Origin of the sequence: Nocardia grenadensis, from assembly GCF_050942415.1 — a bacterium.
GTDB lineage: Bacteria > Actinomycetota > Actinomycetes > Mycobacteriales > Mycobacteriaceae > Nocardia > Nocardia grenadensis.
Genome location: NZ_CP192054.1, coordinates 1,474,646 through 1,496,083, shown reverse-complemented (window position 1 = coordinate 1,496,083; position 21,438 = coordinate 1,474,646). Strand labels below are relative to the sequence as shown.

Annotated in this window: 23 protein-coding genes and 1 pseudogene; 5 read left to right on the top strand and 19 right to left on the bottom strand. The window is 64.2% G+C overall.

Features of this window, described 5'->3' with window-relative positions; genetic code table 11:
- Positions 1-494 precede the first annotated feature (494 nt).
- The gene (locus ACQPYS_RS06675) at positions 495-1,472 is read left to right on the top strand and encodes a hypothetical protein (RefSeq protein ID WP_433491998.1); all 978 of its coding nucleotides are present in this window, start codon (positions 495-497) and stop codon (positions 1,470-1,472) included.
- Positions 1,465-2,268 carry a hypothetical protein gene (locus tag ACQPYS_RS06670; protein WP_433491997.1) on the top strand — a complete coding sequence of 268 codons (804 nt, stop codon included), beginning with the start codon at positions 1,465-1,467 and terminating at the stop codon, positions 2,266-2,268. Before ACQPYS_RS06675 ends, ACQPYS_RS06670 begins: the two co-directional genes overlap by 8 nt.
- A 32-nt stretch (positions 2,269-2,300) precedes the next feature.
- Here ACQPYS_RS06670 and ACQPYS_RS06665 read toward each other — a convergent pair.
- A pseudogene (locus tag ACQPYS_RS06665) lies at positions 2,301-2,489 on the bottom strand (MBL fold metallo-hydrolase); the annotation flags it as partial.
- Positions 2,490-2,516: 27 nt separating this feature from the next.
- Here ACQPYS_RS06665 and ACQPYS_RS06660 point away from each other — a divergent pair.
- Positions 2,517-3,962, top strand: a complete 1,446-nt coding sequence (locus ACQPYS_RS06660) for a recombinase family protein (RefSeq protein ID WP_433492986.1) — start codon at positions 2,517-2,519, stop codon at positions 3,960-3,962.
- A gap of 67 nt (positions 3,963-4,029) precedes the next feature.
- Here the strand turns inward: ACQPYS_RS06660 and ACQPYS_RS06655 are convergent, their stop codons facing one another.
- The 15 genes from ACQPYS_RS06655 to ACQPYS_RS06585 form a co-directional block, all read right to left on the bottom strand.
- Positions 4,030-5,460 carry a hypothetical protein gene (locus ACQPYS_RS06655; protein ID WP_433491996.1) on the bottom strand — a complete coding sequence of 477 codons (1,431 nt, stop codon included), beginning with the start codon at positions 5,458-5,460 and terminating at the stop codon, positions 4,030-4,032.
- Between the two features lie 1,330 nt (positions 5,461-6,790).
- Positions 6,791-7,249, bottom strand: coding sequence for a hypothetical protein (locus ACQPYS_RS06650; RefSeq protein ID WP_433491995.1), 459 nt, complete (start codon positions 7,247-7,249; stop codon positions 6,791-6,793).
- 33 nt (positions 7,250-7,282) lie between these two features.
- Entirely contained in the window at positions 7,283-8,140 is an 858-nt protein-coding gene (locus ACQPYS_RS06645) for a DUF2637 domain-containing protein (protein ID WP_433491994.1), read from the bottom strand.
- Positions 8,137-8,508 (bottom strand): hypothetical protein, encoded by a 372-nt coding sequence (locus ACQPYS_RS06640; RefSeq protein ID WP_433491993.1) that lies wholly within the window; start codon positions 8,506-8,508, stop codon positions 8,137-8,139. Before ACQPYS_RS06640 ends, ACQPYS_RS06645 begins: the two co-directional genes overlap by 4 nt.
- A complete protein-coding gene (locus ACQPYS_RS06635; RefSeq protein WP_433491992.1) occupies positions 8,505-9,494 on the bottom strand; it encodes a hypothetical protein in 990 nt (329 codons plus the stop codon). Before ACQPYS_RS06635 ends, ACQPYS_RS06640 begins: the two co-directional genes overlap by 4 nt.
- A complete protein-coding gene (locus ACQPYS_RS06630) occupies positions 9,491-10,999 on the bottom strand; it encodes a hypothetical protein (protein WP_433491991.1) in 1,509 nt (502 codons plus the stop codon). Before ACQPYS_RS06630 ends, ACQPYS_RS06635 begins: the two co-directional genes overlap by 4 nt.
- A gap of 27 nt (positions 11,000-11,026) precedes the next feature.
- Entirely contained in the window at positions 11,027-11,482 is a 456-nt protein-coding gene (locus ACQPYS_RS06625; protein ID WP_433491990.1) for a hypothetical protein, read from the bottom strand.
- Positions 11,483-11,555: 73 nt separating this feature from the next.
- Positions 11,556-12,227 carry a DNA cytosine methyltransferase gene (locus tag ACQPYS_RS06620; protein WP_433492985.1) on the bottom strand — a complete coding sequence of 224 codons (672 nt, stop codon included), beginning with the start codon at positions 12,225-12,227 and terminating at the stop codon, positions 11,556-11,558.
- A 5-nt stretch (positions 12,228-12,232) separates the two neighbouring features.
- Positions 12,233-12,730, bottom strand: coding sequence for a hypothetical protein (locus tag ACQPYS_RS06615; RefSeq protein WP_433491989.1), 498 nt, complete (start codon positions 12,728-12,730; stop codon positions 12,233-12,235).
- Positions 12,731-12,751: 21 nt separating this feature from the next.
- A complete protein-coding gene (locus ACQPYS_RS06610; RefSeq protein WP_433491988.1) occupies positions 12,752-14,878 on the bottom strand; it encodes a hypothetical protein in 2,127 nt (708 codons plus the stop codon).
- Positions 14,872-15,687 (bottom strand): hypothetical protein, encoded by an 816-nt coding sequence (locus ACQPYS_RS06605; protein ID WP_433491987.1) that lies wholly within the window; start codon positions 15,685-15,687, stop codon positions 14,872-14,874. The genes ACQPYS_RS06610 and ACQPYS_RS06605 overlap by 7 nt, the downstream gene beginning before the upstream one ends.
- Complete coding sequence (locus ACQPYS_RS06600) at positions 15,684-16,049, bottom strand: hypothetical protein (RefSeq protein ID WP_433491986.1); 366 nt, start codon at positions 16,047-16,049, stop codon at positions 15,684-15,686. Before ACQPYS_RS06600 ends, ACQPYS_RS06605 begins: the two co-directional genes overlap by 4 nt.
- Complete coding sequence (locus ACQPYS_RS06595) at positions 16,046-16,462, bottom strand: RRQRL motif-containing zinc-binding protein (RefSeq protein ID WP_433491985.1); 417 nt, start codon at positions 16,460-16,462, stop codon at positions 16,046-16,048. Before ACQPYS_RS06595 ends, ACQPYS_RS06600 begins: the two co-directional genes overlap by 4 nt.
- Positions 16,463-16,625: 163 nt before the next feature.
- On the bottom strand, positions 16,626-16,958 hold the full coding sequence (locus tag ACQPYS_RS06590; protein ID WP_433491984.1) for a hypothetical protein: 333 nt from the start codon (positions 16,956-16,958) through the stop codon (positions 16,626-16,628).
- Positions 16,959-17,261: 303 nt separating this feature from the next.
- Complete coding sequence (locus ACQPYS_RS06585; protein ID WP_396941265.1) at positions 17,262-17,483, bottom strand: helix-turn-helix domain-containing protein; 222 nt, start codon at positions 17,481-17,483, stop codon at positions 17,262-17,264.
- Between the two features lie 143 nt (positions 17,484-17,626).
- Between ACQPYS_RS06585 and ACQPYS_RS06580 the strand changes: the two genes are divergently transcribed.
- Positions 17,627-18,382 (top strand): helix-turn-helix domain-containing protein, encoded by a 756-nt coding sequence (locus ACQPYS_RS06580; protein ID WP_433491983.1) that lies wholly within the window; start codon positions 17,627-17,629, stop codon positions 18,380-18,382.
- Positions 18,379-18,849, top strand: a complete 471-nt coding sequence (locus tag ACQPYS_RS06575; RefSeq protein WP_433491982.1) for an NUDIX hydrolase — start codon at positions 18,379-18,381, stop codon at positions 18,847-18,849. Before ACQPYS_RS06580 ends, ACQPYS_RS06575 begins: the two co-directional genes overlap by 4 nt.
- On the opposite strand, the gene ACQPYS_RS06570 is transcribed toward ACQPYS_RS06575, so the two are convergent.
- The 3 genes from ACQPYS_RS06570 to ACQPYS_RS06560 all read right to left on the bottom strand — a co-directional run bounded on the left by ACQPYS_RS06570 (position 18,842) and on the right by ACQPYS_RS06560 (position 21,283).
- Positions 18,842-19,387 (bottom strand): HD domain-containing protein, encoded by a 546-nt coding sequence (locus ACQPYS_RS06570; protein ID WP_433491981.1) that lies wholly within the window; start codon positions 19,385-19,387, stop codon positions 18,842-18,844. The two genes, ACQPYS_RS06575 and ACQPYS_RS06570, sit on opposite strands and share 8 nt — an antisense overlap.
- An 85-nt stretch (positions 19,388-19,472) precedes the next feature.
- A complete protein-coding gene (locus ACQPYS_RS06565) occupies positions 19,473-20,150 on the bottom strand; it encodes an MBL fold metallo-hydrolase (protein WP_433491980.1) in 678 nt (225 codons plus the stop codon).
- Positions 20,151-20,170: 20 nt separating this feature from the next.
- A complete protein-coding gene (locus tag ACQPYS_RS06560) occupies positions 20,171-21,283 on the bottom strand; it encodes an IS630 family transposase (protein WP_433492984.1) in 1,113 nt (370 codons plus the stop codon).
- Between the last annotated feature and the right edge of the window lie 155 nt (positions 21,284-21,438).

Below are 21,438 nucleotides of genomic sequence, written 5' to 3'. Positions count from 1 at the left end.
GGCCGAACCGCGGCGCCGGTGGCCCCCATCGCCCGGACTCGGCGAATTCGATACGGTCGGCGCGGGGGACAGCGGCGGCGATCACCGACCTCGACCACCGGAACTTCACGGCATCCGCGAAGGCGGCCCCGGCGAACACGGCAGAACCGCCGGACGGGTCACCAACCCCGGCTGCGCCATTCGGCCAGCCGAGGCCGAACAGTTTGGTGGACACGCCCTCGATCAGAGTCGTGAAATCCTCTGAGCGCCAAGTTTTCCCGATTCCCCCCGGAAGTACGGAGGGTTCTCGGCGGGTAACACGAAACTTGCGCGGACGTCGGAGCGTGTGAGCTGAGGTCGCTGCGGCTTCCCCACAGCTGCCATCGCCGATTTCACTCGAGACGACGACAGGTTTGCGCCTATACCCAGCTGATAATAATCTGTCAAACAAGCCTTGTAGCAGATATCGCGATAAGCTTGTTTGACAAAAGCAATGCACTACAGTAGGAGGAGCGATGGATGCCGGTGCGATACGGAGTCGCCTCCTCAGGCTGCTCACGCAAGCGGGGATTCAGGTGGTGGGCGGTACCTCCGACCGCTTGTTCCTGAGAGGACCTCACAGCCTCCAGGCCATCGAGTCGATCGTGCAGATGAGCGACCACCGCCTCACCGGACACCAGATCAAACGGGACCAAGACCGATCGAACCGAAGACTCTACGCTGCACCGGAAGCGTCGAGATCTGTCATTGAAAGAGCACTTGCCGATGAACTCGACCTGGTGACCACCGATCCACCGTTGGTGATATTCAACACTGAGATCATGTTCGAGGATCGGGACTCAGACGGTCGACCGGGACACAGAACTCGCACCGCATGGGCGCGATGGTCGTTGACTCGAACCCTGGCTACCTCACAACAACCGAGATCCCAGACCGAACTGGCCGAACTACTCGGCTTCTCCCAGCAAGCCATCTCTCATGCGCTCCGGAGCTTGACCAGCACCCACAAAGACGAAGCCGGGTGGCTCGGAAATTCGGTAGAGCTACTCGACGCCTGGCTCGATGAATATCCCGGACCCGGCGGCACTATCCAAGGGTGGTACGACCTGGACGATCCGGCGACTCAAGCTCAGTCCGCAACATCACTACTGACCGAGCTGGAACTCACTCCGGTGGTGTCCGGCGATCTCGCAGCCGACGAGTATTCGCCCTGGCAGATCCCGGCAACCGCGCTCCTCTATCTCCCAGAGATCATCGACTTCAGCCCAGTGGGCTTCACCCCCGTCGATGTCGGCGACGCCACGATGCTCACCGTAGTGCCAGATGACCCCACCATCCAGCGCACAGCTCACAGGGCACTGCGACAGGGACAGCTCTTGGCGGACCCCGCCATCGTGTTGTGGGACCTTCTTCATACAAGCGTTGGCCCGAACGCAACGGAAACAGCCCAGCGATTGCGACATCACATCGTGAACAGGCAGCTGGATGCCTGAGCCACACGTTTTCGAAGTCGCCATCGTTTCGACATCCAATGCTTCAGATCTCGGATACATTGCGTTGCACGACCTCACGAAAGCGGCCTCATTCCTCGACCCTGAGGCGGACGGCCGTGGATATCGGATCATCGGAGGTCATATGGTGCAACTACTCAGCCACGCATACCCGACACCTGATGTAATCCACCGCGCAACTGTGGATGCCGATGCCGGTATCAGCCCGCTGGTTGCCACAGATCGCGACCTGCACGAAGCCCTCCAAGCATTCGGGTACGAAGCTGTTCGAGGCAACTCGTACACGAGATACAGTCCGCACGGTGAAATGTCGATTGATCTACTGGTGACTCCAGACGCGGCGGGAATGCCGCAGATGATCGGCGATCGAGGCTTCGACGCTGCGCCGGGATTATCCCTGGCGTTGGCAGCTCCCCCTTTGTACGTAGATGCCTGTGTGCGCGTGCAAAGCAAAGGGGAGATCAGCTTCACTGCGCCGCTTCCGGATGTCGAGGTCGCGCTAGTCATGAAAGCCCTGGCCTGGAAGAAGCGCTTCCAGCACAAAGACCTTGTCGACCTCTGCACGTTACTCGGAATAGCACATCATCATCACCGTTCGCTTCCGCGCTGGAGACTTTCCGATCCGGACCTGAAGGGAACACGCCGAGACGCAGCCCGAGCACTGAAACTTGTGGTCGACGAGATCGATCGCGGAAGACTCGCAAAGCTGACACTGGCAATGAAACCATCAGAGCTGGCGGCGCTTATCCGACGGTACGTCAACCTTCCGTCGAAATAGGCGCCGTGCCATCGCTGCGGCAAGTCGGCTTCTTACCATCCACGGCGGTTCCACTCCTGCAACTGCGGCCGTTCGTCGCCGAGGGTGGTGTCATCGCCGTGACCGGGGTAGACGACGGTATCGTCGGCGAATCGATCGAACAGTTCGGTGGTCACCCCGTCGATCAGGGTTGTGAAATCTTCCGGACGCCACGTTTTCCCGACGCCCCCCGGAAATACGGAGGGTTCTCAGCGGGTAACATAGCCATCATGGCAGGTAGGGCGGCTGTTTACTGTCGAATCTCCGAGGATCCGCGGAGCACCGAGAAGGGCATCGCGCGCCAACGCGAAGACTCGCTGCGCCTCGCCGAATCGCGCGGGTGGGAAGTCGTGCGTGTATACACCGACAATGACATCTCGGTATTGAAGGGAACCAAACACCGTAAGGACTACGAGGCCATGCTCGAAGCGGCTGTGCGCGGAGAGTTCGACCATATCGTCGCCTACGGCCTATCCCGTCTGTGGCGGAACCGGCGCGAACGCGCTCATGCGATCGACGTTCTGTCGAAGGCTCGTGTGGGCATCGCTCTCGTCAAGGGTTCTGATATCGACCTGACGTCTGCGGCCGGCCGAATGTATGCCGGAGTGCTCGGCGAGTTCGACACGGCGGAGTCGGAGATCAAGGGCGAGAGGATCGCCCGCGCTGCACAGCAGCGGGCCGAGGAAGGCAGGGCCAACGGGCATGTCGCTTATGGGTGGCGGCGCATCTACCGTCGGGATACTGCGGGCAACGTACTGGGCTGGGAAGACATCGAAGATCCAGAAGCGGCACGAGTCGTTCGTGGAATCGTGACGGATCTGCTGGCTGGCCTATCCCTGAAAGCCATCGTCAAGCGCCTGAACGAAGAAGGCATTCCTACGCCACAGAGCAAAGGGCACTGGTTGTCGTCGACCGTCCGGAAGTTGGCTCTGCGCAAGATGAATATCTCCGTCAGAACACACCGCGGCCAGGAATACCCGGCCGCGTGGCCATCGATCGTGGATCGCAATGACCACGACCGCGTGACAGCCTTGCTTACCGCTCCTGGCCGCTCGGCGACGAAGAGCGGAGCCCGACGGCACCTGCTGTCTTTCGGGATCGGTCGATGCGGCGTGTGTGACTCCACCCTCCGAGTCGTCAATCGTGGAGGTCCGCACGTTCTATATTGCTGCCCGACTGGCCGAGGTTGTGTTGGTCGCCGGGTGGAGTGGGTTGACGAGTTCGTTGCGCAGGTCGTCTGCACGAGGTTGGCTCAACCCGATGCACGCGATTTGTTCGCCCGAGACGACACCGCCGGACAAGAAGCACGTGCGCGGGCAGACGCCATCCGGTCTCGACTCGACAGCGCAGCAGACGCATTTGCAGACGGAGCAATCGACGCCCAGCAACTCTCGCGTATCACGGCGAAGCTCAAGCCGGAACTCGCTGCGGCGGAAGCTGATGCGATTCGGAGCGCTGCTGGGCTGGACGGAGAACTACTGTCGGAAATTACTACAAGCGACGCTCGCCAGGTCTGGAATGGCCTTGCCGTCACGCAGCGGATCGCAGTGCTGAGCGCCCTTGGTATCCGGGTAACGATCCTCCCAGCCCGCGGCGGCCCTGGTTTCAAACCTGAAGGGGTTCGAATCGACTGGAGCGATTACGACTCGGTATTCGAATTCAAAGGCCCCAGGTGATCACTGGCCGGACCGCGCTCAGGCGTTCAAAAAACTCGGTTCATTACCTGACTAATTATTTTACCTCTCAAATCATCCTTGCCGCGACATCGACGCCACATCCCAATAGTTGCATGAATCGAATCCGAGTCACTAGTTTCACCACCAGGGCAATCCTATGCAAATCTCCTGATGGATAATCCCGGTTGCCATGACTGAGATCATTACGAATCACCCTCAGGGCATTTACGCTAGTCGGTGGATTTAGCTCCGAAGCCAGTTCGCTCACGGATCCTATTGCAAGAAGGCGGTCATCGATCTGACTGGAGCCAACAAGAGAGAATTGGCGTTTAAGTGCGGCATCCAAGCTGTTAATTGGGCGTTTCGAAAGATTTTCCTTGATGAACCGGAAATTAGCTGATGAAATCGCACCCGATTCACGAAGCGCTTTAATTGATTCGATAATATCCAAACGCGAGTCTGTGTACCTTGACGCTCGCTCAGCGTTTGTGGCGCGATTCTCGAACCCATCCAGAGCCTCAAGGAGTTGGATCAGAAGTAGAAGCCTGAATCTAGGGTGCTGGCGATTCGTAAGGACATAAGGATTGAAGCCCTCTACTAGCGGGTTTCCCAGGTCCTTGCCCACGCGCCAGTTAACCACTAGATCAAGCAATGAGACACCGTCGCGGAGGGTTGTGAAAACCGGCTCCGACTTGCGTATCTTCTCGATGTCGGAGACATATGGCTGGCTTGATACCGACGATCCGAAAACGGTAGCGGCCGTGCCATCAGGAAGCCGAAACGACATGGAGGATATTTCAGATGGCGAATCCAGAACAGCGCCTACGATGCGCCGTAGCGGCTCACACCAATCGTCCACCCAATCTCGAAGCGAGATAGGCTGGCACAATTCAATTGCGATCATCGGCAAGTACGAAACGTCAATACGGAAAGGATCTATGGCGTTCGAAGACGTTTGATAGGTAAGAGTTACTGACGCCTCATCATTACTCCATATTTGAGTCGCATCCGGGTTCCCTCTAATATCCCAACCACGTGGATTATCTGGGCTTCCCCCGATTATGTGCGCTATTGGCGAAGCGCCACCGACAGCGTCGATACCCGTCAATTGGAGTTGAAGATTACTAAAGCCGGGAACTTCCCCAGTGGGCAGTTTATGACCAACAATCGCCGCCTCTGCATCCAGCCATGTCTTACCCCTGTACCAAGTATGTATCGATACATTAACAAGAGCTATTTCAAGACCGAGTTCATCAATAATCCCTCTAACAATATTTCGCCTACCATCCTGGGGAAACGATTCAGCCAACTCGTATCGCCCGCTCGCGTTGACGATCCGCTCAGGTTCCAATAACGTCCACTGCGCCGACCCATGAGGGGAACGATCATCCTGCAACTCTATTTCCCCAGCCACAGAGTCAGAGCCAGGCCCCAGGAACCATACACATTGATACGTTCCCGTGGGTATGACCGCCTTCAGCGAGGTCCCATCCACCATCAGGACATCATGCCCAATATCCCGATCCAACGAGGGGCTTCGGCCGTACGTACAGCTGTTCCAGCAGCGCCACTGCACCCATGGACTAACTACCCGATACCCTCAGGCACTCGATGTGGCTGTGCAGCGTGGGCCCAACCCCAGGCGAAGACACGCAGCGAACTATTAGTTAACTAACGTAAACGCGAAATATTCCGGTAGAGCTACTCGGCGTGCAGTTTCGCACCCTGACTCTCTGAGAGCGCCTGCCTCCGCGGCGAGCGGCGGCGTCCGGGGCCGTCCCCGCGCGCAGCCGTCAGGCTGCGGACACCGGTAGTGGAACGTGGGTTTCCGGCGTGGTGGGTGTGTCTCTCCGGTCGGCCTGGGGCTGCACGATCACACGGGCGCCGGGCGTCAAGGGTGGCGCAGCCATCGGCTTGCCGACGCCGCAGGCGCCCTTGATGTTCGGTGGTCGTGTGATAGCCCCGTTCTTGGCCGACCGGAGAGATACTCCCGCCACGGCTACCTGAGCGGAACGAACGCGAGAGCGTCAGCTCTCGGACGAGTGCGCCCTGTGCGCGCTCGCCTCACCGCAGCATCACATGCCGGCTCTGCCACTGGAAGCGACGCCGTCGGCGTCGAACGTATGTCAACGCAACCACGCACCCAACGCACCGATACCCACCCCAACGCAACCAGAGTCTTTGTCTTTTTCTTTTCCGCTCCCCCTACCAACTGAACTGAATTCTTTTGGATTTCCTTACCCCCTCAGTCCCACATCTCATGCCCGTTTCACGTAGTGGGTATGAGATGTGGGACTGAGGGGGTAAGGAAATCCGACGGCGCGAAGCGTCGTCTATGCAGGTCAGGCGCCGGTAAGGGGAGCAGGCAGGGGTGAGAATTGTGGACACAAGTTGTGTCCACAATTCCCTGTGTTTTCGCCGCTTTTTCTCACCTTCCAGGCAGGCTGATCTTGGGGGTTTCGGCGCCTTGGCGGCGCCGTGCGCGGCCTGCCGGCCGCGTGCTCCTGGTGCGGGGCGCCTGCATTGTGTTCGCGCGCCCCTCCAGCGTCAAGGGCGCTGCGCGTCGGCTGCGCCGATGGCCTGCGGCCACCCTTGACCCCGGAGCCTCTACACGCGAAGAGCAGGCGTTAACGGGCAGGCCGGGGGCCTGCCCGGGATAGGGGCGCACGCGCCCCGCACCAGGAGCAGAAGAACCCGCGCCCGTGGCGGTCCCGTCGTGGGTGACAATGAGGATGTCCGGCCGGTTCGTCCGGGTCCGGGCATGCGAAAGCCCCTGCCGACTGGGACTCGGCAGGGGCTTTCTTACTAGTCAGAACCGACGCGATCGGCTACTCGTCGTCGTCCTGCCCGAGGTAGGTGGCGACTTCGGCGAGACTGTCGTCGGTGGGCGGCTCGTACTTCGCCCGGTACAGCTTCGGCGGCGCGTAGTCGGCGTTGAACGCCGTACCGGTGCCGGTGAACTGCACGGTGACCCGGGACCCGTTACGGAGATCGTCGTCGCCCGCGGCCAGGATTGCGGCCTTGATCGCCTTCTGCAGGTTGCCGCGCACGAACAGCTTGCGGGCGCCGTCGTCGTCCGGGTCATTCTTCTCCTGGGTCAGGATGATCACTTCCAGCTGCGGGACGGTTTTGCCGCCGCGCATCTTGGGCTTGCCGGTCTTCGGGTCCTTCTGATCGGTGAGGGCCTGGGAGATCACCAGGCCGGCCACCGTGGTGCCGGGTTCGTCGTTCTTGCCGAACGCCGAACGGATCACCTTGGGCTCATCGGACATAATCCACGAGGTCATGACAGTTACTCCTTAGTTACTTGATGGGTGGGGTTATCCGGCCAGCGACCGGACGTTGTCGTTGCCCGCGGGCAACGCGAGCGGTTCGACGGTGACGGCGTCGTGTTCGGCCTTGAGGCGGGCGACGACCTTGCCGACTGTGCCGAAGTGCACCCCGACGATCGGGGCGATTTCGCGGAGGGAAAGGCCCTGCCGGTGTAGCCGCCAAATCTCGCTGTCGCGGTCCGGTGTCGCATCGGCAACACTCGGTGTCGCCTCCGGATCGGGGCGTGTTGCCTCAATATCGGCCGGTGTCGCCTCGTGTCGCCCAAGCGTCGCCGTGCTGTTGCCTCCTGTCGCGGCGGTGATGGTGGGGGCGGCCTGCGGCGCCGGGGTACGCGGGACTTCCATCAGCGCGGTCAGCGCGTGGGTGACAGCCAGCGCGGCGACCGGGGCGGCGCCCGCGACCGCGGCGGCGGCCAGCTGCGGCAGTTTCAGGCCATCGGCAGTCCAGGCGTGAACACCGTTTCCGAGCAAAGACAGCAGCTCAGCGGCGGCGAGTTCGGCCCAGAAGAACCGGCGGGTGGCCTTCGGGATCTTCACCCCGGCCTGCTCGCGCCGGTTGAGCGCAACCAACGCGAACGCCGCCTGCAAGATCGGCCCGTCCACGATCACCGGCGCGCCCCACGCAAGCCGGGAGTCGATGCCGGCCATCACGGCAACCCCGTGCAGCGCGATCGCACTCCACGCGAAAGCGGCGATCGACACTGCCGCAAGCGACAGCAAGGCGACGATCTCAGCAACGTTCCACGCCGTGCGCGCCGGTTGAGGCGACACCGGCGGGACCGCTCCGGCTTGCCCGGCGACAGTAGGCGACGCGTCGGGCCCGGCGGGCGACATGGTGTCGTTCATCGCTGCATACCTCCTCGGGTGGGACTGAATGCGTTGACCGACAGACCGGCGAACGCGTTGTCGCAGTAGCGCGGTGCCGGTGCCAGCCGCTCGTGATCGGCATCGAGGGCGTGTTCGGAGGCCAGATCCAGCGCGTCATCAAGATCGCTGGCAAGCTCCCGGTTACGGTCCTCCAGCACCGCGGCCCGATGCTCGGCGGCATCGAGTGCGGCGGTCACGGCAGCCAACTTCTCCTCCAGCTCGGCCGCGCGCTGGTTGGCCGCGACCAACCGGGGCTCCACATCACCGCCCGTGGCGGGCGGGCCGTAGGGGCGCAGTGGGGTGAACCCGTCAGCCTGGGACTGCTGACGGATATCGGTGGTGGTCATCGGGCCAGCCCCTTGCGCTCCGGTCCGGAAGCGAACGCGTTGGCCGACAAGCCGGAGAACGCGTTGCCGCGGGCGAGTTCAGCGGTACGGGCCGCCGCGAACGCCGATGACACCGGCGGTTCGGTGCTGCGCTGGGTGCTGGTCGACTGGCGGCGAGGGTGGATTCCCGTCAGCTCACCGACCTGTGCTGCACTGCGCGTAAACACCTGGTCGTCGTCTCGGCGGTACTGCTCCAGGCGCTCGACCGTATCGGCGAATTCACCGCGGCTGTGGTGACTGCCCGACGAGAGCCAGCGCATATCGCGCCAGGTTTCCCCGAGCTCATCGTCGCGAGTGATCCACGGTTCGGCGATTTCGTGCATCTGCTCGGTGAGCTGCACGTATTCGCTGTCGGTGTAGGTCTGGTTCCGCTCCTTGTCCAGCCGATACACCCGGGCGAAGTCCGCCCGCATCACCTGCTCGGCCCAGTCCGCCGCATCGGTGTAGTGGTTCGGACTCGCCGGATCTGCCGAGCTGGCCGACCGGGACCGACGGGCCTCGAAGCTGTATGGGCCCCGCATCTCCGGCCACGCACCGTGACCGGCCATCTCCCGGGCCTGCCGCTGCGACCGCCACTCCGCCGAGGTCATCCCGTCGGTGACACCATCAACCCGGTCGATGATCACCTGCTCATACAGGCGCTCCATCGTGCCGGGCGCCCGGCTCCAGTCGTGACGGGCATCGGTCAGATACGCCCAGTCCGCCTGTACGGTCGCCGAATCGTGGTTCGCCCACTTGCGGTCGATTTCCTCGGCAGGCTCCGCAATTTTTATGTATTCGCGCAGTTCACCGACGTGGCGCGCTTCTTCCAGCAACCTTTCAGCCTTCACGGCGTCGGCGCGCATCTGCTGCTCAAGCTCGTTGGTCACGCCCCGGGCCGCGTAGTACCGCGGGTCCGTCTGGTCGGTCGGGCTGTTGTTTTGCTGGTTCTGGTCGGGTGTGGTCATCGGCTCATTCCCTTCCGGTTGGTGGTGGCGGCGAACGCGTTGGTCGACAGACCCGCGAACGCGCTGCCATTGGTGGCGGTGTGCTGTTCTGCCGCCGCGGTGCTCGCGGCGGATCGGTGTTCGGCGGCTTGGCGTTCCGGGCTGCCCAGCCGATCGGCGGCCGGCGTCAGCTTCGCGAGCTTCTGCACCGACTCGTCGCGTTCGGTCTTGTAGCGGTCGCGCTCTGCGATGAGCTGAGCGCGTTCACTGCGCAGCGTGGTCAGCTGGCGGGTCAGGGTGGCGTTCTGGTCTGCGAGGTCGGCGTTGTGCTCGATCGAGAGGTGATGGCGCTGCTTGAGCGAGGCCATCTCCTCGGTCGTCGGTGCCTGCTCCCGCTGCGACTCCGGCCGTGCCCACTCCGCGGTGCGGGCCGCGACGTGCTCGACCCTGCCGCTGGCGACCCGTGCCGGGGTCTCGTTGCCGCGCTCGTGGATCGCCGCCTTGAGCTGCACGCCCGACTTCCAATTCGCCTGGCTCACATCCCGGGCCACCCACTTCGAGGCTTCGGCCTCGTTCGGGTGGTAAGCCGTCCAGGTAGCTCCGATGGCCCCGGTGCTGTCCAGCGACTGGATTTGGCTGGTGTAGCGGGAGTTCTGCTCGGCGGTGCGGAGTTCCCAGTCGATACGCTGCTCAGTCAAGCCGGTCTGCGCCGCGGCGCGCGATACTTCCTCCAACCGCCCGACCAGCCGGGCGTTCTGGAAGTAGTCGGCACCCCGCGACGCCTCGTTATAGATCAGCTTTTCGTGCCGGATCTTCTGAATCGCATCGGCTTGCGCGCTGGTCAGCTCACCGGTCGGCCGCGCCGGCGCAGCCTGCTCACGAACCGACGGCTGCTGCAAGGCGCTCGCGACGAACTCCTGCCGCACGGGCCCGCGCTCGCCCCGGCGCTGCTCGATCCACTCGGCCTCGCGGGCCAGGCGTGCGGCTTCACGCTCGTACCGACGTTCCCGCAGCCACTCGGTCTCGCGGGCCAGCCGGGCCCGGTACCGCAGCGCGTCCACGCCGCGGAGTTTCGACGCGCGAACCAGCATTTCCGGGGTTTTGGCCTGCTCATACGGCCACATCCGCGCCGAATCCAGGCAATCGAGCGCGACACCGCGCTCCACCTGGGTCAGCCGGGTGTTTCCGACGATCCGCTCGCGCAACTCCTCGATATGGCGGGCGCCGGAATCCTCGGCGCGGTAGCGGTCCTCCGGAGAGGTCCGCGGATCTGTGATCCGGTCGCGACGGGACTGTTCGGCGATCTGGTAGCGGTGGATCATCTGCGAGGTCCACGACAGGTGATGTGCCCGCTCGGTCTGCTCTTCGCGGCGTTGCTTCCGCATCTCCAGGCTGATCTGTCGGCGTACCTTGCGCTTCTCCAGCCACCCATTGGCCTGGGCGTGCATGCGCATCAACTGCGCCATGCTGTGCCCGAACTTGCGGGCCTCGTCCATAATCTCGTCCTCAACAGGGCGTTCAGACATGATCAGTGCTCCTTTTCTGTGGTGGTTTCAGCGGGACCGCTGCGGGCGGCGATCGTCCGTGCCGAAGCGGGCATAACCGGCGGCGACGTGCACTCTGTCGGCTTCGTTCATGCGGCGCAGCCGCTCCGGATCGACGTCGCGGGCGTTGATCTGCTGTTCGCGATGTTCGGCGGCCTCCTCGGTGAGCTTCAGACGCGAGGCTCGTGAGCGGGCCTGGTCGAGGAGGATGCGCACCTGGTCAAGCCGGTAATTCATCCGGGTAAGCGCCTCGGCGGTCTGGTCCATTTCCTCGGCGGGGGTTGTCGGCCGACCCAAGGTGTCGACGTCCAGCGATTCGAGATTGACGCCGAGTTCGTCGTAGCGGCGTTGCAGCGAGTTGAGCTGGGCACGCACCTCGCAGATCCGGTCGTCGAGGTCGCCCAATTCCTCGTACAGGTCGACAGGAACGGGCAGAATGTTGTTCTGATCTCGGTGTTTCGGCATTTTCGGTGCTCCTTTTACGTCTGGTTTTCTCAGGGAATTCGCGGGGAATTTCAGGGGGAAATCAGTGGCTGTTTCATGCCCCCTTCCGTGCAGCAGCGCCCGTGGTCAGGTGCCGCAGTAGCTGGGTTCCGAGGTGGGCAGTGAACGCCGGCGGGATGGCTTCGCGTAGGCCGTCGCGGGTCATCCAGTCGATGCCCATCGCGGCCTTCGCGGCAGCGACGCCGGAGAAGTTGCCGACCACGTGCATGAACTCCCCCGCCCGGGGTGGCCGGCCCATCTTCGTGATGCGGATGTGGTGCGCGGGATGGGGCGGGACCTGCAACGGCAGGTTGGACTCGAACAGCCGGTGCCGGTAGGTCCGCAGGCCCTCGAACATGGCGCCACACAGCATCACCGGGTGGTGCAGTGGTGCGCCTTCCACGTTTTCGATCACGTACGGCCGGCCAAGGGCCTGGCACAGCGCCCGGACCTCACTGAGGAAATCGTGGTGGTCCCGGCCCTGGATCCGCTGGGCGTTGGTGAAGCGCTGGCACGGCGGAGAAGCGGCGATGACATCGAACTCGTGACCGTGCGCGATCAGGAACGCCAGCGCATCCCCCCGGTGGAACTCGAACGGGTACCGCGGCTGTGGGTCGATATCGACCCCGGTCACCTCGAACCCGGCACGCTGGTAGCCGGCGGAGGCGCCGCCTTCCTTGCAGAACAGGTCCAGCAGCCGCGGCCGGTGAAGCAGTGGGATATCCATCGTGGTCACTGCTCCTGACCGGTCCGGCGAGCCTCGTGGGCAGCGCGGCGGGCGGCCAGCCGGGCGACCCATTCCCGAATCCGAGCCAGCGCACCGGCGCCGGTGTAGAACAGCATCTGGACCGCCTGGACCGGCCCGGGTCGGCCGGCCGAATGCCACCAGCCGAACCCGACCAGCGCGACCCCGTAAACCGCGAGCGGCCCAGTCACCGGCAGCACGACCACTGCGACGCCGAACGCGCCGGTCGCGCCGATGGCGGGGGCCCAGATCCGCAGTCGATCACGGGTTTTCGTGACCTTCTTGACGTGCGGTTCCAGCTGGCGGCCGATCGCGCCGCCGTCCGGGACGACCGGCACCAACTGCTGCGCGAGTTTGGCGGCGGTCGTGCCTTCCAGGTCCGCGGTCATCGCGGCCAGCACGTCGGCCTCATGGGCTCGTCGGGCGGCAGAGGCGGCGGTGATCTCTTCGCCGTGGTCTTCGGGGTTGAAATTAGGCATAGCCATGACGGTTTCTCCTTGTCTGTGTCAGGCCGGGCGGCGCTTGACCAGGTCGATGACAGGGGCGACCTGGTCGGGTGCGAGTTCTTTGAATCGGTCCAGGCCGGGCAGTGGGCGCAGGGCGTCGTAGGTGGCCTGGTCGAGTGGGGAGACCTGGCCCCAGCGGGCGCGGCCGTTGGCGACGTGCACGATCTCGCCCTTGCCCATGCGCCGGATGCGGTTCGGGTCGATCAGGTGCTTGTCGTGGGCCTGGATATTGCCCTCGTCACCGGCCGCGGAGCCGCCGACGAGCTTGCGGGACAGGTCGAACCCCTTCTTCGTCCCGAACGCCTGGCTGATGCGTTCGCTGAACTGGTGCCCGCCGATGACCGCGCCACCCGATCCGGCGCCGACCAGCGATTCGCGCTGCTCGTCGTCGAAGCCGAGACCGTTCCAGTCCTGGGCGAACCACCAGGTGCCGATCTTTGCCTTACGCAGCCGCATCACCCACTTGTCCGCCCGGGTCTTGCCGTCGGACACCGCGGAGAACTCATCGACAGCGAGCAGAGATTCGCGGCCGTGGTCTTTGTCGGCCAGCTGCTCGAACAGGCACCCCAGCGCACCGAACTGGCTGCGGGCCCGGTCCGGTGCGGTCACGCCGTCGAGCACGACATACAGGCAGTCGTAATCGGTGAGCTGCTTGTCCCCGTCGAACGCATCACCGAGCAGTCGATACAGGTTGGAGAACTCCGACAATGTCGACGGCAGCACCGGCTGGTCGCCCAGCATGGTGGCTGCGATCTTCTGATCCGCGCCGACTACACCGGTCCAGCCCGCCGCACCTTTCGTGGCCGGGTCGAACACTCCGCCCCACAACTGCGCCAGAACTTTCGGGTCGAACCGGGACAGGAACTCCATCCACGACCGGGGCGGGTTCTCCCCCACCGGTTCCCGGTTGACGACCTTCGCCGGGGCATCCACCACCAGGTGAATCAGGTTCTCCCGGCCCTCGTGGAAGTACTTCTCCGTCGAGGTCGTCGGGGTCGCGCCGCCGGAGACCATCGCCGAGAGCACCGAGCGCATATCGTCGCGGTTCATCCGCCACAGATCGAACTGGCAGTTCTCCGGGAACCGTCCGATCCGCTCAGCCGGGACACCGAGTTTGAGCATCCACCGCTCGAGCTCTTTGGCCGCTTTCACGCTCTCCGGCCCGCCATTGCAGTCGATCACCATCGCCAGCGGCCGGCCGGGACGATCCGAGCGCCACCACTGCCGATGCCGCAGCCACGCAGTCACATACCAAGACAGGATCGCCCGGAACATCAACGTGGTCTTGCCCTTACCCGAGGACGCAACCGTGACCATGTGCTCACGCATGTTGATCCACGGCACCACCAGACGGGTCTCGGTCCTCGCGGTCAACGCCTTGAACCGGCTCGTCGGCGGCGCCTGAGTCTCCTCACGCGCCAACCGTCCGAACACCGGATGCGGATCCAGACCACCGGTCGTGAACGGCAACTGATACCGCGACAACCGAGCCGCGGCCCGCTGCTCCCGCTGCGCCTGCGCCCACAACACCCGCTCGGTCCGGGCCGGGGACTGGAAACCGTTCGTGGCCGCCTTGACCCGCCGATTCGTTATGGCCGCGGTCGCCGCGATCCAGGATGCCGGCACCAACAGCGCCGCCATCAGCAACAGCCCGTGCACCGGCGACCCGGCCAGCAACTCGGCCGCGCCGTCGCCGAACTGCTCGATCGGAGCCATCGGGTCCAGACCCGCGAACACGATCGACCCACCCGGCAACGCCACCAGCGAAGCCAGCGTCCAGTTCCGGGCCTTGGCCGGTGCCCACGCCAACTGAATGCCCGGGACCAGCAGCAGAACCGTCAACACCAGCACGAACACCAGACCGGCCCCGGTCACCACACCGCCGTCAACCACGCCGTCCCACGTCCAGTCCGGCAAGTTCAACCACGAAAACCACTCGCCATCCGGGTCGATACCGGGCAGCGACGGGCTGATCTCGGGCATCGGGTCGCCCTGCGGCTGGGACTGTCCCGCAGGGTCGACCGGCACCGCCGGCATAGACGTGGCGTGCGGGCCGCAATCACCGGGAGTGAGGATCGGGGCGCATTCCGGTTCCGGGGCCTGGGCGAAATACTCGGTGCTCACCACGACACCGCCTTTCCATTGGTGGCCTGGCCGCGGTGATCAGAGGCTCCGCCCTCGATCACGGTCAGACCGGGCCGCGTAACGGACGAACTGGTGTCGTCTTTCTTCGGCAGGACCTCCGACAGCCCCGCCACCCGCACTTTCAGCCCGTGTTCCGGGCCCGACAGGGCGTGCGCGACCGCGGACCGGACCACGTTGCGGATTTCGTCGCTGCGCCGGTCGGTTTCGGTGCCGGACTTGCTCACGATCACCGGGTCCGCGCAGATGTAGAGCACACCCGCGCACTCCGCCGATGCGGCTTCCGCGATGGCTTTCGCCACCGCCACCCGGGCGGCGGCCTGGTTCTTCGCGGTCATCTCGACCTCGACCGCCCACCACCGGCCCTCACTGTCGAGGAACCGGCCATCGTGGACATGCGGGCGGGAAACACCAGGCTTGGTCGGGCCCAGCTGCGCCCGCAACTCCCGCTCGGAAGTCCACCGATCCAGATCCATGCCGACCAGCGACAGCCGCACCTCCAGCACGGCACGCACGTGCGCGGCCATCTTCGGGCTGGGGGTCCAGTACTTGGCGTAGAACGGCAACAGCGCCTCGGTCGCCGAACGGGTCGGAAACACCCACATCGGACCCGGTACCGGCCGAATACGCAGGTTCGACACCATATGCGCGGCACGCCATCGCGCCGTCTTGTGATAGACGTTTTTCATCGACGTGCCCAACATGCGGGCCACCAGATCCAGCGGAGCACCGTACTGCTCAGCCAGGACCGTCAACACCGTCATATCCAGCGGGCCCAAACGGTGACCTGTCATCGGCTCATTCCTTTCTGCTCACGCCCAGCCGCGAACGCGTTGGTCGACAGACCCGCGAAGGCGTTGCTGGACTCCGATTTCTGCTTCGCCTGCTCGGCGGCGGCGATATCGGCCTCGGTCAGGTACTGCGGCGGAACCGGCGGCAACGCCTGCCCCGACCTCAGCCACTGCCCCACCGACCGGCCCGGCGTCTGGACCTGCTGCGGCGCCGGCAGATCGACCAGCACCTTCCGATCCGACTCGCCACGCCGCGCCGCGGCCTCGGCCAAATGCGGCAACTCACTGACCGGCACCATCCGCTGCCCGTGAGCCTGGGACTGCTCCTCACGGACCGAATTGGCCTTCGATCGACGGCGGGTCACCGGCTCAGCCCCTTACGCTCCTGACCGGCCGCGAACGCATTCGCCGACAACCCCGCGAACGCATTGCCCGAACTCGTCCAGGCCGGGCCCGGATCGAAATCGGCCTCCAACTCCGACCGGTCGATACCGCGGCGCTCCGCCGCACGCATCTGCCGCTCCCGCGTCGCACGCTGCAACGCTTCGAGCTGAGCCGGGGACGCTTCCCGCTTCGCCGCAGCAAGACGAATGTCGTACAGGTAGGCCGTCAACGGTTCACCACGACGACGGGGACGCTCCACCACACCCGCGATGTCCTGCCCGTTCGGACGCAGACCTTCCGCGGTCAGCTGACGCCGGGTCCGCAGATGCGACGGTGCACACCGCCACGCAAACACCGGAATCCCGTCTCTCTGCTGCTGTTCGGATGTGGTCATCGGTCCGCCACCATCCGCGACAGAGTCGACCGAACCTCTTCAGACGACATCGACCACAGGTCCAAGCAGTTCGCCCGCTCAGGCCGCGCAGCCAGGAACGACCAATACGCGATAGATTTCCCCGCGCCTGTGTTCGCGACAACGGCGATATGCTCTCGGGGTTTCACCGGGCCACCTCCACCGGCTGAACCGTCGACGCCGGCCGCTCGGGCTGCACACAATCGGTGCGAGCCGTCTCATGGGCCCGGCAGATATTCGGCGAGGGCACATACGACTGCTGATCAACCCACGCAATCGAGCACCCACCGACCCCGATCAGGATCAGCACCGCCCACACGATCAGCTGCGGGCCGATCGGCAGGGCCCGGACCGGCGCGAACACCGCACCCGTACCCATGAACTCCGGCCCAGCCATGCTGTGAAACGCCTGATGACCACGCACCCGCTCGAAATGCGACGCACCGTCCTGCACCCGGCCGTTCCCGTACCCGTTCACCGCCGCACCCCCTTCCGAGGGCGCATCCGCCAGAACGCAATCGCGCCCAGCAGCATCACCGTGAACCCCACAACCTCCGGCGCCGTCAACACCAGAAAACCGACCGAAACTGCCGCAATCGCAAGGCCGAATGTGCGAACCCTCATCACGCGGCCTTCCGGTTCACGCTGCTGAACACAGCCGCCAGCCGCGCCCGAGCCACAGCCGAAATAGGGGGTGCTTGAGCGACAACCTGCGCCACGTACTCCTCCAGTCGGGCCGCCTCACGCTTACGCAGACTGGAAACCTGCCGCGGCTTCGTCATCACGCGTCCTCCCCAATCGAGGCGGGAACGGGCTGCACCAGCGCCAGCAGTTCGGCATGGTTGACCCGCAGCAGATGGCCGTTCACGCGGAATCCCCGAAGCTGCCCGGCATGGATCCAGTTCCGGATCGTCTTCGCGTCAACATCGACCAGGGAGGCCGCCGTCTTGAGACTGATCAGTCGGCGGGCATCGGAACCGCTGACGTTGGGCTTGTGCGACACGTTCTGTCTCCTTCGAAAAGTGGGAAATGGCTTGCAAGCCGTTACTTTTCGGGAAAACAGGTGTCGCAATGACCGCATAGCTGGACGACTGAGGACGTCTCGCATACACTTAAGTCGTCCCTAGTCGTCCCTTGGGAGTTGAGATGCCGAACGATCGGTTGCGAGAGGCGCTTCTGCGCAATGGCCTGGATATCTCCGACGTCGCGGCCGAGGTTGGAGTCGAAGAGAAGACAGTCGAGCGATGGATCACCAAGGGTCGAACGCCGTACCCACGCCATCGACACAAGCTGGCCGCGATGGTGCGCGAGACCGAGAACTACCTCTGGCCCGATGCGCTCGCACCGGAACGCCGCACCGAGGTGGCTCAGTCAGAAGTCATCAACGTTTACCCTCATCGGAGCGCGATTCCGCATGATCTGTGGACGCGCCTGCTGTCGCAGACAACCGAGCAGATCGACATCCTGGTTCTCGCCGGGCTGTTCCTCACCGAAGAGCCGTTGTTCGCGCGGACTATCAAACAGAAGACACGTGAGGGCATGAAGGTCCGAATGCTGTTCGGGGATCCGGACGAAGACGAAGCAACCAAGAGAAGCGGGGAAGAGCGGCTGGCGGCGGCGACCGTGCCCGCGCGGATCCGGAACGCGCTCGCCCTGATCGAACCTCTCGCCGCAATTGACGGGGTCGACATCCGGTACCACAAGACGACGCTCTACAACTCGATCTTCAGATTCGACGACGAGATGATTGTCAACATGCACGTATACGGGCAGCCCGGGGCCTACGCGCCGGCACTTCATTTGCGACAGCTCCCGGCGGCCGATCTCTTCGAGACGTATACGACCAGCTTCGAGCAGGTCTGGACAGAGAGCTACGAAGCCGATTTCGGGCACCGAGCATGAGCAGAACGGACTACTTCCACGATCCGGCCGCGCCGGCACCCAACAGCATCAAGGTGGCGGTGAGCGCTCTCGTTCAGGATGACCAAGGTCGAATCCTGCTGATCCGACGCTCCGACAACGGCAAGTACTCAGTGCCCGGGGGCGGTCTTGAGGCCGGCGAGACGGTTGCTCAGGCCGTGGTTCGAGAAGTCCGCGAAGAGACCGGTATCGAGGTCGACGTGACCGAACTGGTGGGTGTCTTTTCGAACCCTGAGCATGTCATCGCCTATGACGACGGCGAGGTACGTCAGGAGTTCTCCATCTGCTTCCGCGCACAACCGATCGGCGGCAAGCTGCGGACGAGCGAGGAGTCCTCAGAGGTCGAATGGGTCCGGCTGGCGGAGTTGTCCGAGCGGGATATCCACCCATCCATCCTGCTCAGGATTCGGAAAGGGCTCGAGGGCTCCGACAGCCCGTACTTCACTTGAGGGGTGCGGCTCCGAGCCTGGCCTCCGTCCGATCGGATGCTCCGAGCAGGTACGGCGCGGCCTCCGCCACCGACTGAGCGACAACGTGCTCGGGCCCGTACCGGGCTTGGACCTCGGCAATCCGCTCACGCACCGCAGTAGTGCCGCCGGTCGGCGTCGTGGTCATATCGGCCCACCACAGGGCATCTCGGAGCTCTGTTTTCTCGTCGGGCCACTCAATCTGCACTCCGCGGCGTCGGGCCTCGACGCACGCGCAAGAGTGATTCGCGACCAGGGCGCACAGCCGATCGCTGACTCCGTGGTCACGCAGAAACTCGGCGCCGTCGACCGGATGGAACCCGAGTCGCTCGATATCCGGCGCGTAGCCGATATCGTGCAGCCACGCCGCAGCGACCAGCAGCGCTGGATCATCCACTACTTCTTCAGCGCGAGCAGCCTGTCTGGCCACCCCTTCCACATGGGCCAACCGTCGGGGCAGCGGCGCCAGGTGCTTACGGGCCAGTCCTTCGGCCCATTCCGGAGTCTCACCGCCGCTCATAATGCGACCGTATCGACCTGCGGCGACAGACGACACCGCGAACGGGCCAGCCGAGTTGGCCGGCCCGCCGGTTTCCGTTCTCCGCTCACCATCCCCGGCTCTGCCACTCCGCCAGATGTGGCCGCTCGGCACCGAGTGTGGTGTCATCTCCATGCCCGGGATACACAGCGGTGTCGTCGCCGAACCGGTCGAAAACCTTGCTGGTCAACCCGGTGAACAGCGAATTGAAGTCCTCCGGATTTGTTGTCCGCCCAGGACCCCCCGGAAACAAGCAGTCTCCGGTGAAGAGGTGGGTGCGACCGGAACCATCGGTGAGGGCCAGGGTCACCGACCCCGGGGTGTGCCCGACCAGGTGGATCACCTCGAGGTCGAGGTCACCGACGGTGACCGTATCCCCTTCCGCCAGGATCCGCTGCGGGATCACCGGTAGCGGGTCGGCGTCGAGGGCGTGGGCCGCGGTGGGGGCACCGGTGGCGGCGGCGACGGCTTCGAGGGCCTGCCAGTGGTCGCCGTGCTGATGGGTGGTGACGATCAGGCCGACTCCGTCGGTGGTCTCCTGCTCGATCAGCTCGAGGATCCGGTCGGCTTCGTTGGCGGCATCGATGAGCAGGGCGGCTCCGGTGGCGGTGCACTGGACGAGGTAGGTGTTGTTGTCCATCGGGCCGACCGACATCTTGGTCACCCGGGCGCCGGGGACCTCACGGCGCTGCGGCGCGGAACCCGGTGAGACATGGCCGGTGTAGGTGGTATCGATGGTGATCACACCCCGATGCTAGTGCCTTGTCAGGCAACGTTGGGTAGGTAATCCGGGCGGCGGATTGGTGAGTTGACTGCGAAGTCTCGTTTGGGTCGGGCGTGTTGATTGTGCCAGCGGATGTAGGCGCCGATCGCAGCGTCTTGCTCGGTGTGGCTGCGGTGGTCGGTGCCGTTGAGAGCGAAGTACCGCAACGCGGCGAACTCCGATTCGATCCAGTTCAGCCACGACGAATAGGTCGGTAGGAACACCAGCTCCACATTGTTGGCCGCAGCCCAGGCCCTGACCTCGACCCGCTTGTGCGGGGAGAAGTTGTCGACGATGACATAAAGCTTCTCGCCCGGCCAACGAGCCCGCAGGGTCTTCAAAAACGCCAGGAACTCGATCCATCGTTTCCGGTCCCGGATCCGGTAGTGAATACGGCCGGTGGCCAGGTCCAACGCGCCGAGCAGGTGCCGCACCCCGTGGTCGCGATGGTAGGTCGCCCGCAACCGGCGGGGTTTGCGGGCCGGGAACCAGCCACGTCCCGGGCGGGGTTGCAAGTTCAACGGACCGAACTCGTCGACACAGACCACACGTCCGTCGGCGGGCGGGTGATCGTAGAGATCGAGGATCCGGTTCATCTTGGCGGTGAAGTCGGGGTCGGTACCGCCCTTCCAGGTCTTGGTGGCCTGCCACGACACCCCCTGGGCCCGCAGGATCGTGCGCAGTGTTTCACGGCTGATATCAGCGATCTTGCTGGTGGCAAGCCAGTCTCGAAGTTTCGACAGGCTCCACGTCGAGAACGGCCGACCGAACTTGCGGGGGCAGCACCGGGCGATGCAGGCGATGGGTTCACGCGTCGCCCGATCCACCTTGCTCGGCCTGCCCCCACTCCATTTTGGGTCCAACGCGTCGAACCCCCGTTCGTTGAAATCGTGGATCACCTGGCGCACATAGGCTTCCGAGACCTGCATCAACCGCGCTATCGCCGGCACCGGTTGATGCTGCGCCGAGGCCATCACCACGATCGCGCGACGAGTCCTGATCGGCTGCCGGCTCGACTTGGTGATCTTCTGCAATCTGCGTCCCTCATCCGGGGACACCTCCCGCACGAACACTTCCGGTTTCCGGGCCATCGACACCACCTCCAACAGCAGCATCACCGACGACAAGCAACAGCTCAAACCGACACCCGGATTACCAGCGCAACCTATCTGGACGGGGCACTGGCGAGGACCCGGACGGGTTTCCGGCCGACTCCCGGCTGCTCGCGCGGTACCCGAGGCCTTCCGCTCCCGCCCAGGAGTTACCCCGA

Excerpts from the sequence above, each read along its gene's own strand:
- ACQPYS_RS06580 (WP_433491983.1), top strand. The coding sequence starts at position 17,627 with ATGCCGAACGATCGGTTGCGAGAGGCGCTTCTGCGCAATGGCCTGGAT.
- ACQPYS_RS06575 (WP_433491982.1), top strand. The coding sequence starts at position 18,379 with ATGAGCAGAACGGACTACTTCCACGATCCGGCCGCGCCGGCACCCAAC.
- ACQPYS_RS06670 (WP_433491997.1), top strand. The coding sequence starts at position 1,465 with ATGCCTGAGCCACACGTTTTCGAAGTCGCCATCGTTTCGACATCCAAT.
- ACQPYS_RS06655 (WP_433491996.1), bottom strand. The coding sequence starts at position 5,460 with ATGGTGGATGGGACCTCGCTGAAGGCGGTCATACCCACGGGAACGTAT.
- ACQPYS_RS06630 (WP_433491991.1), bottom strand. The coding sequence starts at position 10,999 with ATGTCTGAACGCCCTGTTGAGGACGAGATTATGGACGAGGCCCGCAAG.
- ACQPYS_RS06650 (WP_433491995.1), bottom strand. The coding sequence starts at position 7,249 with ATGACCTCGTGGATTATGTCCGATGAGCCCAAGGTGATCCGTTCGGCG.
- ACQPYS_RS06560 (WP_433492984.1), bottom strand. The coding sequence starts at position 21,283 with ATGCTGCTGTTGGAGGTGGTGTCGATGGCCCGGAAACCGGAAGTGTTC.
- ACQPYS_RS06625 (WP_433491990.1), bottom strand. The coding sequence starts at position 11,482 with ATGCCGAAACACCGAGATCAGAACAACATTCTGCCCGTTCCTGTCGAC.
- ACQPYS_RS06640 (WP_433491993.1), bottom strand. The coding sequence starts at position 8,508 with ATGACCACCACCGATATCCGTCAGCAGTCCCAGGCTGACGGGTTCACC.
- ACQPYS_RS06570 (WP_433491981.1), bottom strand. The coding sequence starts at position 19,387 with ATGAGCGGCGGTGAGACTCCGGAATGGGCCGAAGGACTGGCCCGTAAG.
- ACQPYS_RS06645 (WP_433491994.1), bottom strand. The coding sequence starts at position 8,140 with ATGAACGACACCATGTCGCCCGCCGGGCCCGACGCGTCGCCTACTGTC.
- ACQPYS_RS06675 (WP_433491998.1), top strand. The coding sequence starts at position 495 with ATGGATGCCGGTGCGATACGGAGTCGCCTCCTCAGGCTGCTCACGCAA.
- ACQPYS_RS06595 (WP_433491985.1), bottom strand. The coding sequence starts at position 16,462 with ATGACCACATCCGAACAGCAGCAGAGAGACGGGATTCCGGTGTTTGCG.
- ACQPYS_RS06660 (WP_433492986.1), top strand. The coding sequence starts at position 2,517 with ATGGCAGGTAGGGCGGCTGTTTACTGTCGAATCTCCGAGGATCCGCGG.
- ACQPYS_RS06605 (WP_433491987.1), bottom strand. The coding sequence starts at position 15,687 with ATGACAGGTCACCGTTTGGGCCCGCTGGATATGACGGTGTTGACGGTC.
- ACQPYS_RS06620 (WP_433492985.1), bottom strand. The coding sequence starts at position 12,227 with ATGGATATCCCACTGCTTCACCGGCCGCGGCTGCTGGACCTGTTCTGC.
- ACQPYS_RS06615 (WP_433491989.1), bottom strand. The coding sequence starts at position 12,730 with ATGGCTATGCCTAATTTCAACCCCGAAGACCACGGCGAAGAGATCACC.
- ACQPYS_RS06635 (WP_433491992.1), bottom strand. The coding sequence starts at position 9,494 with ATGACCACACCCGACCAGAACCAGCAAAACAACAGCCCGACCGACCAG.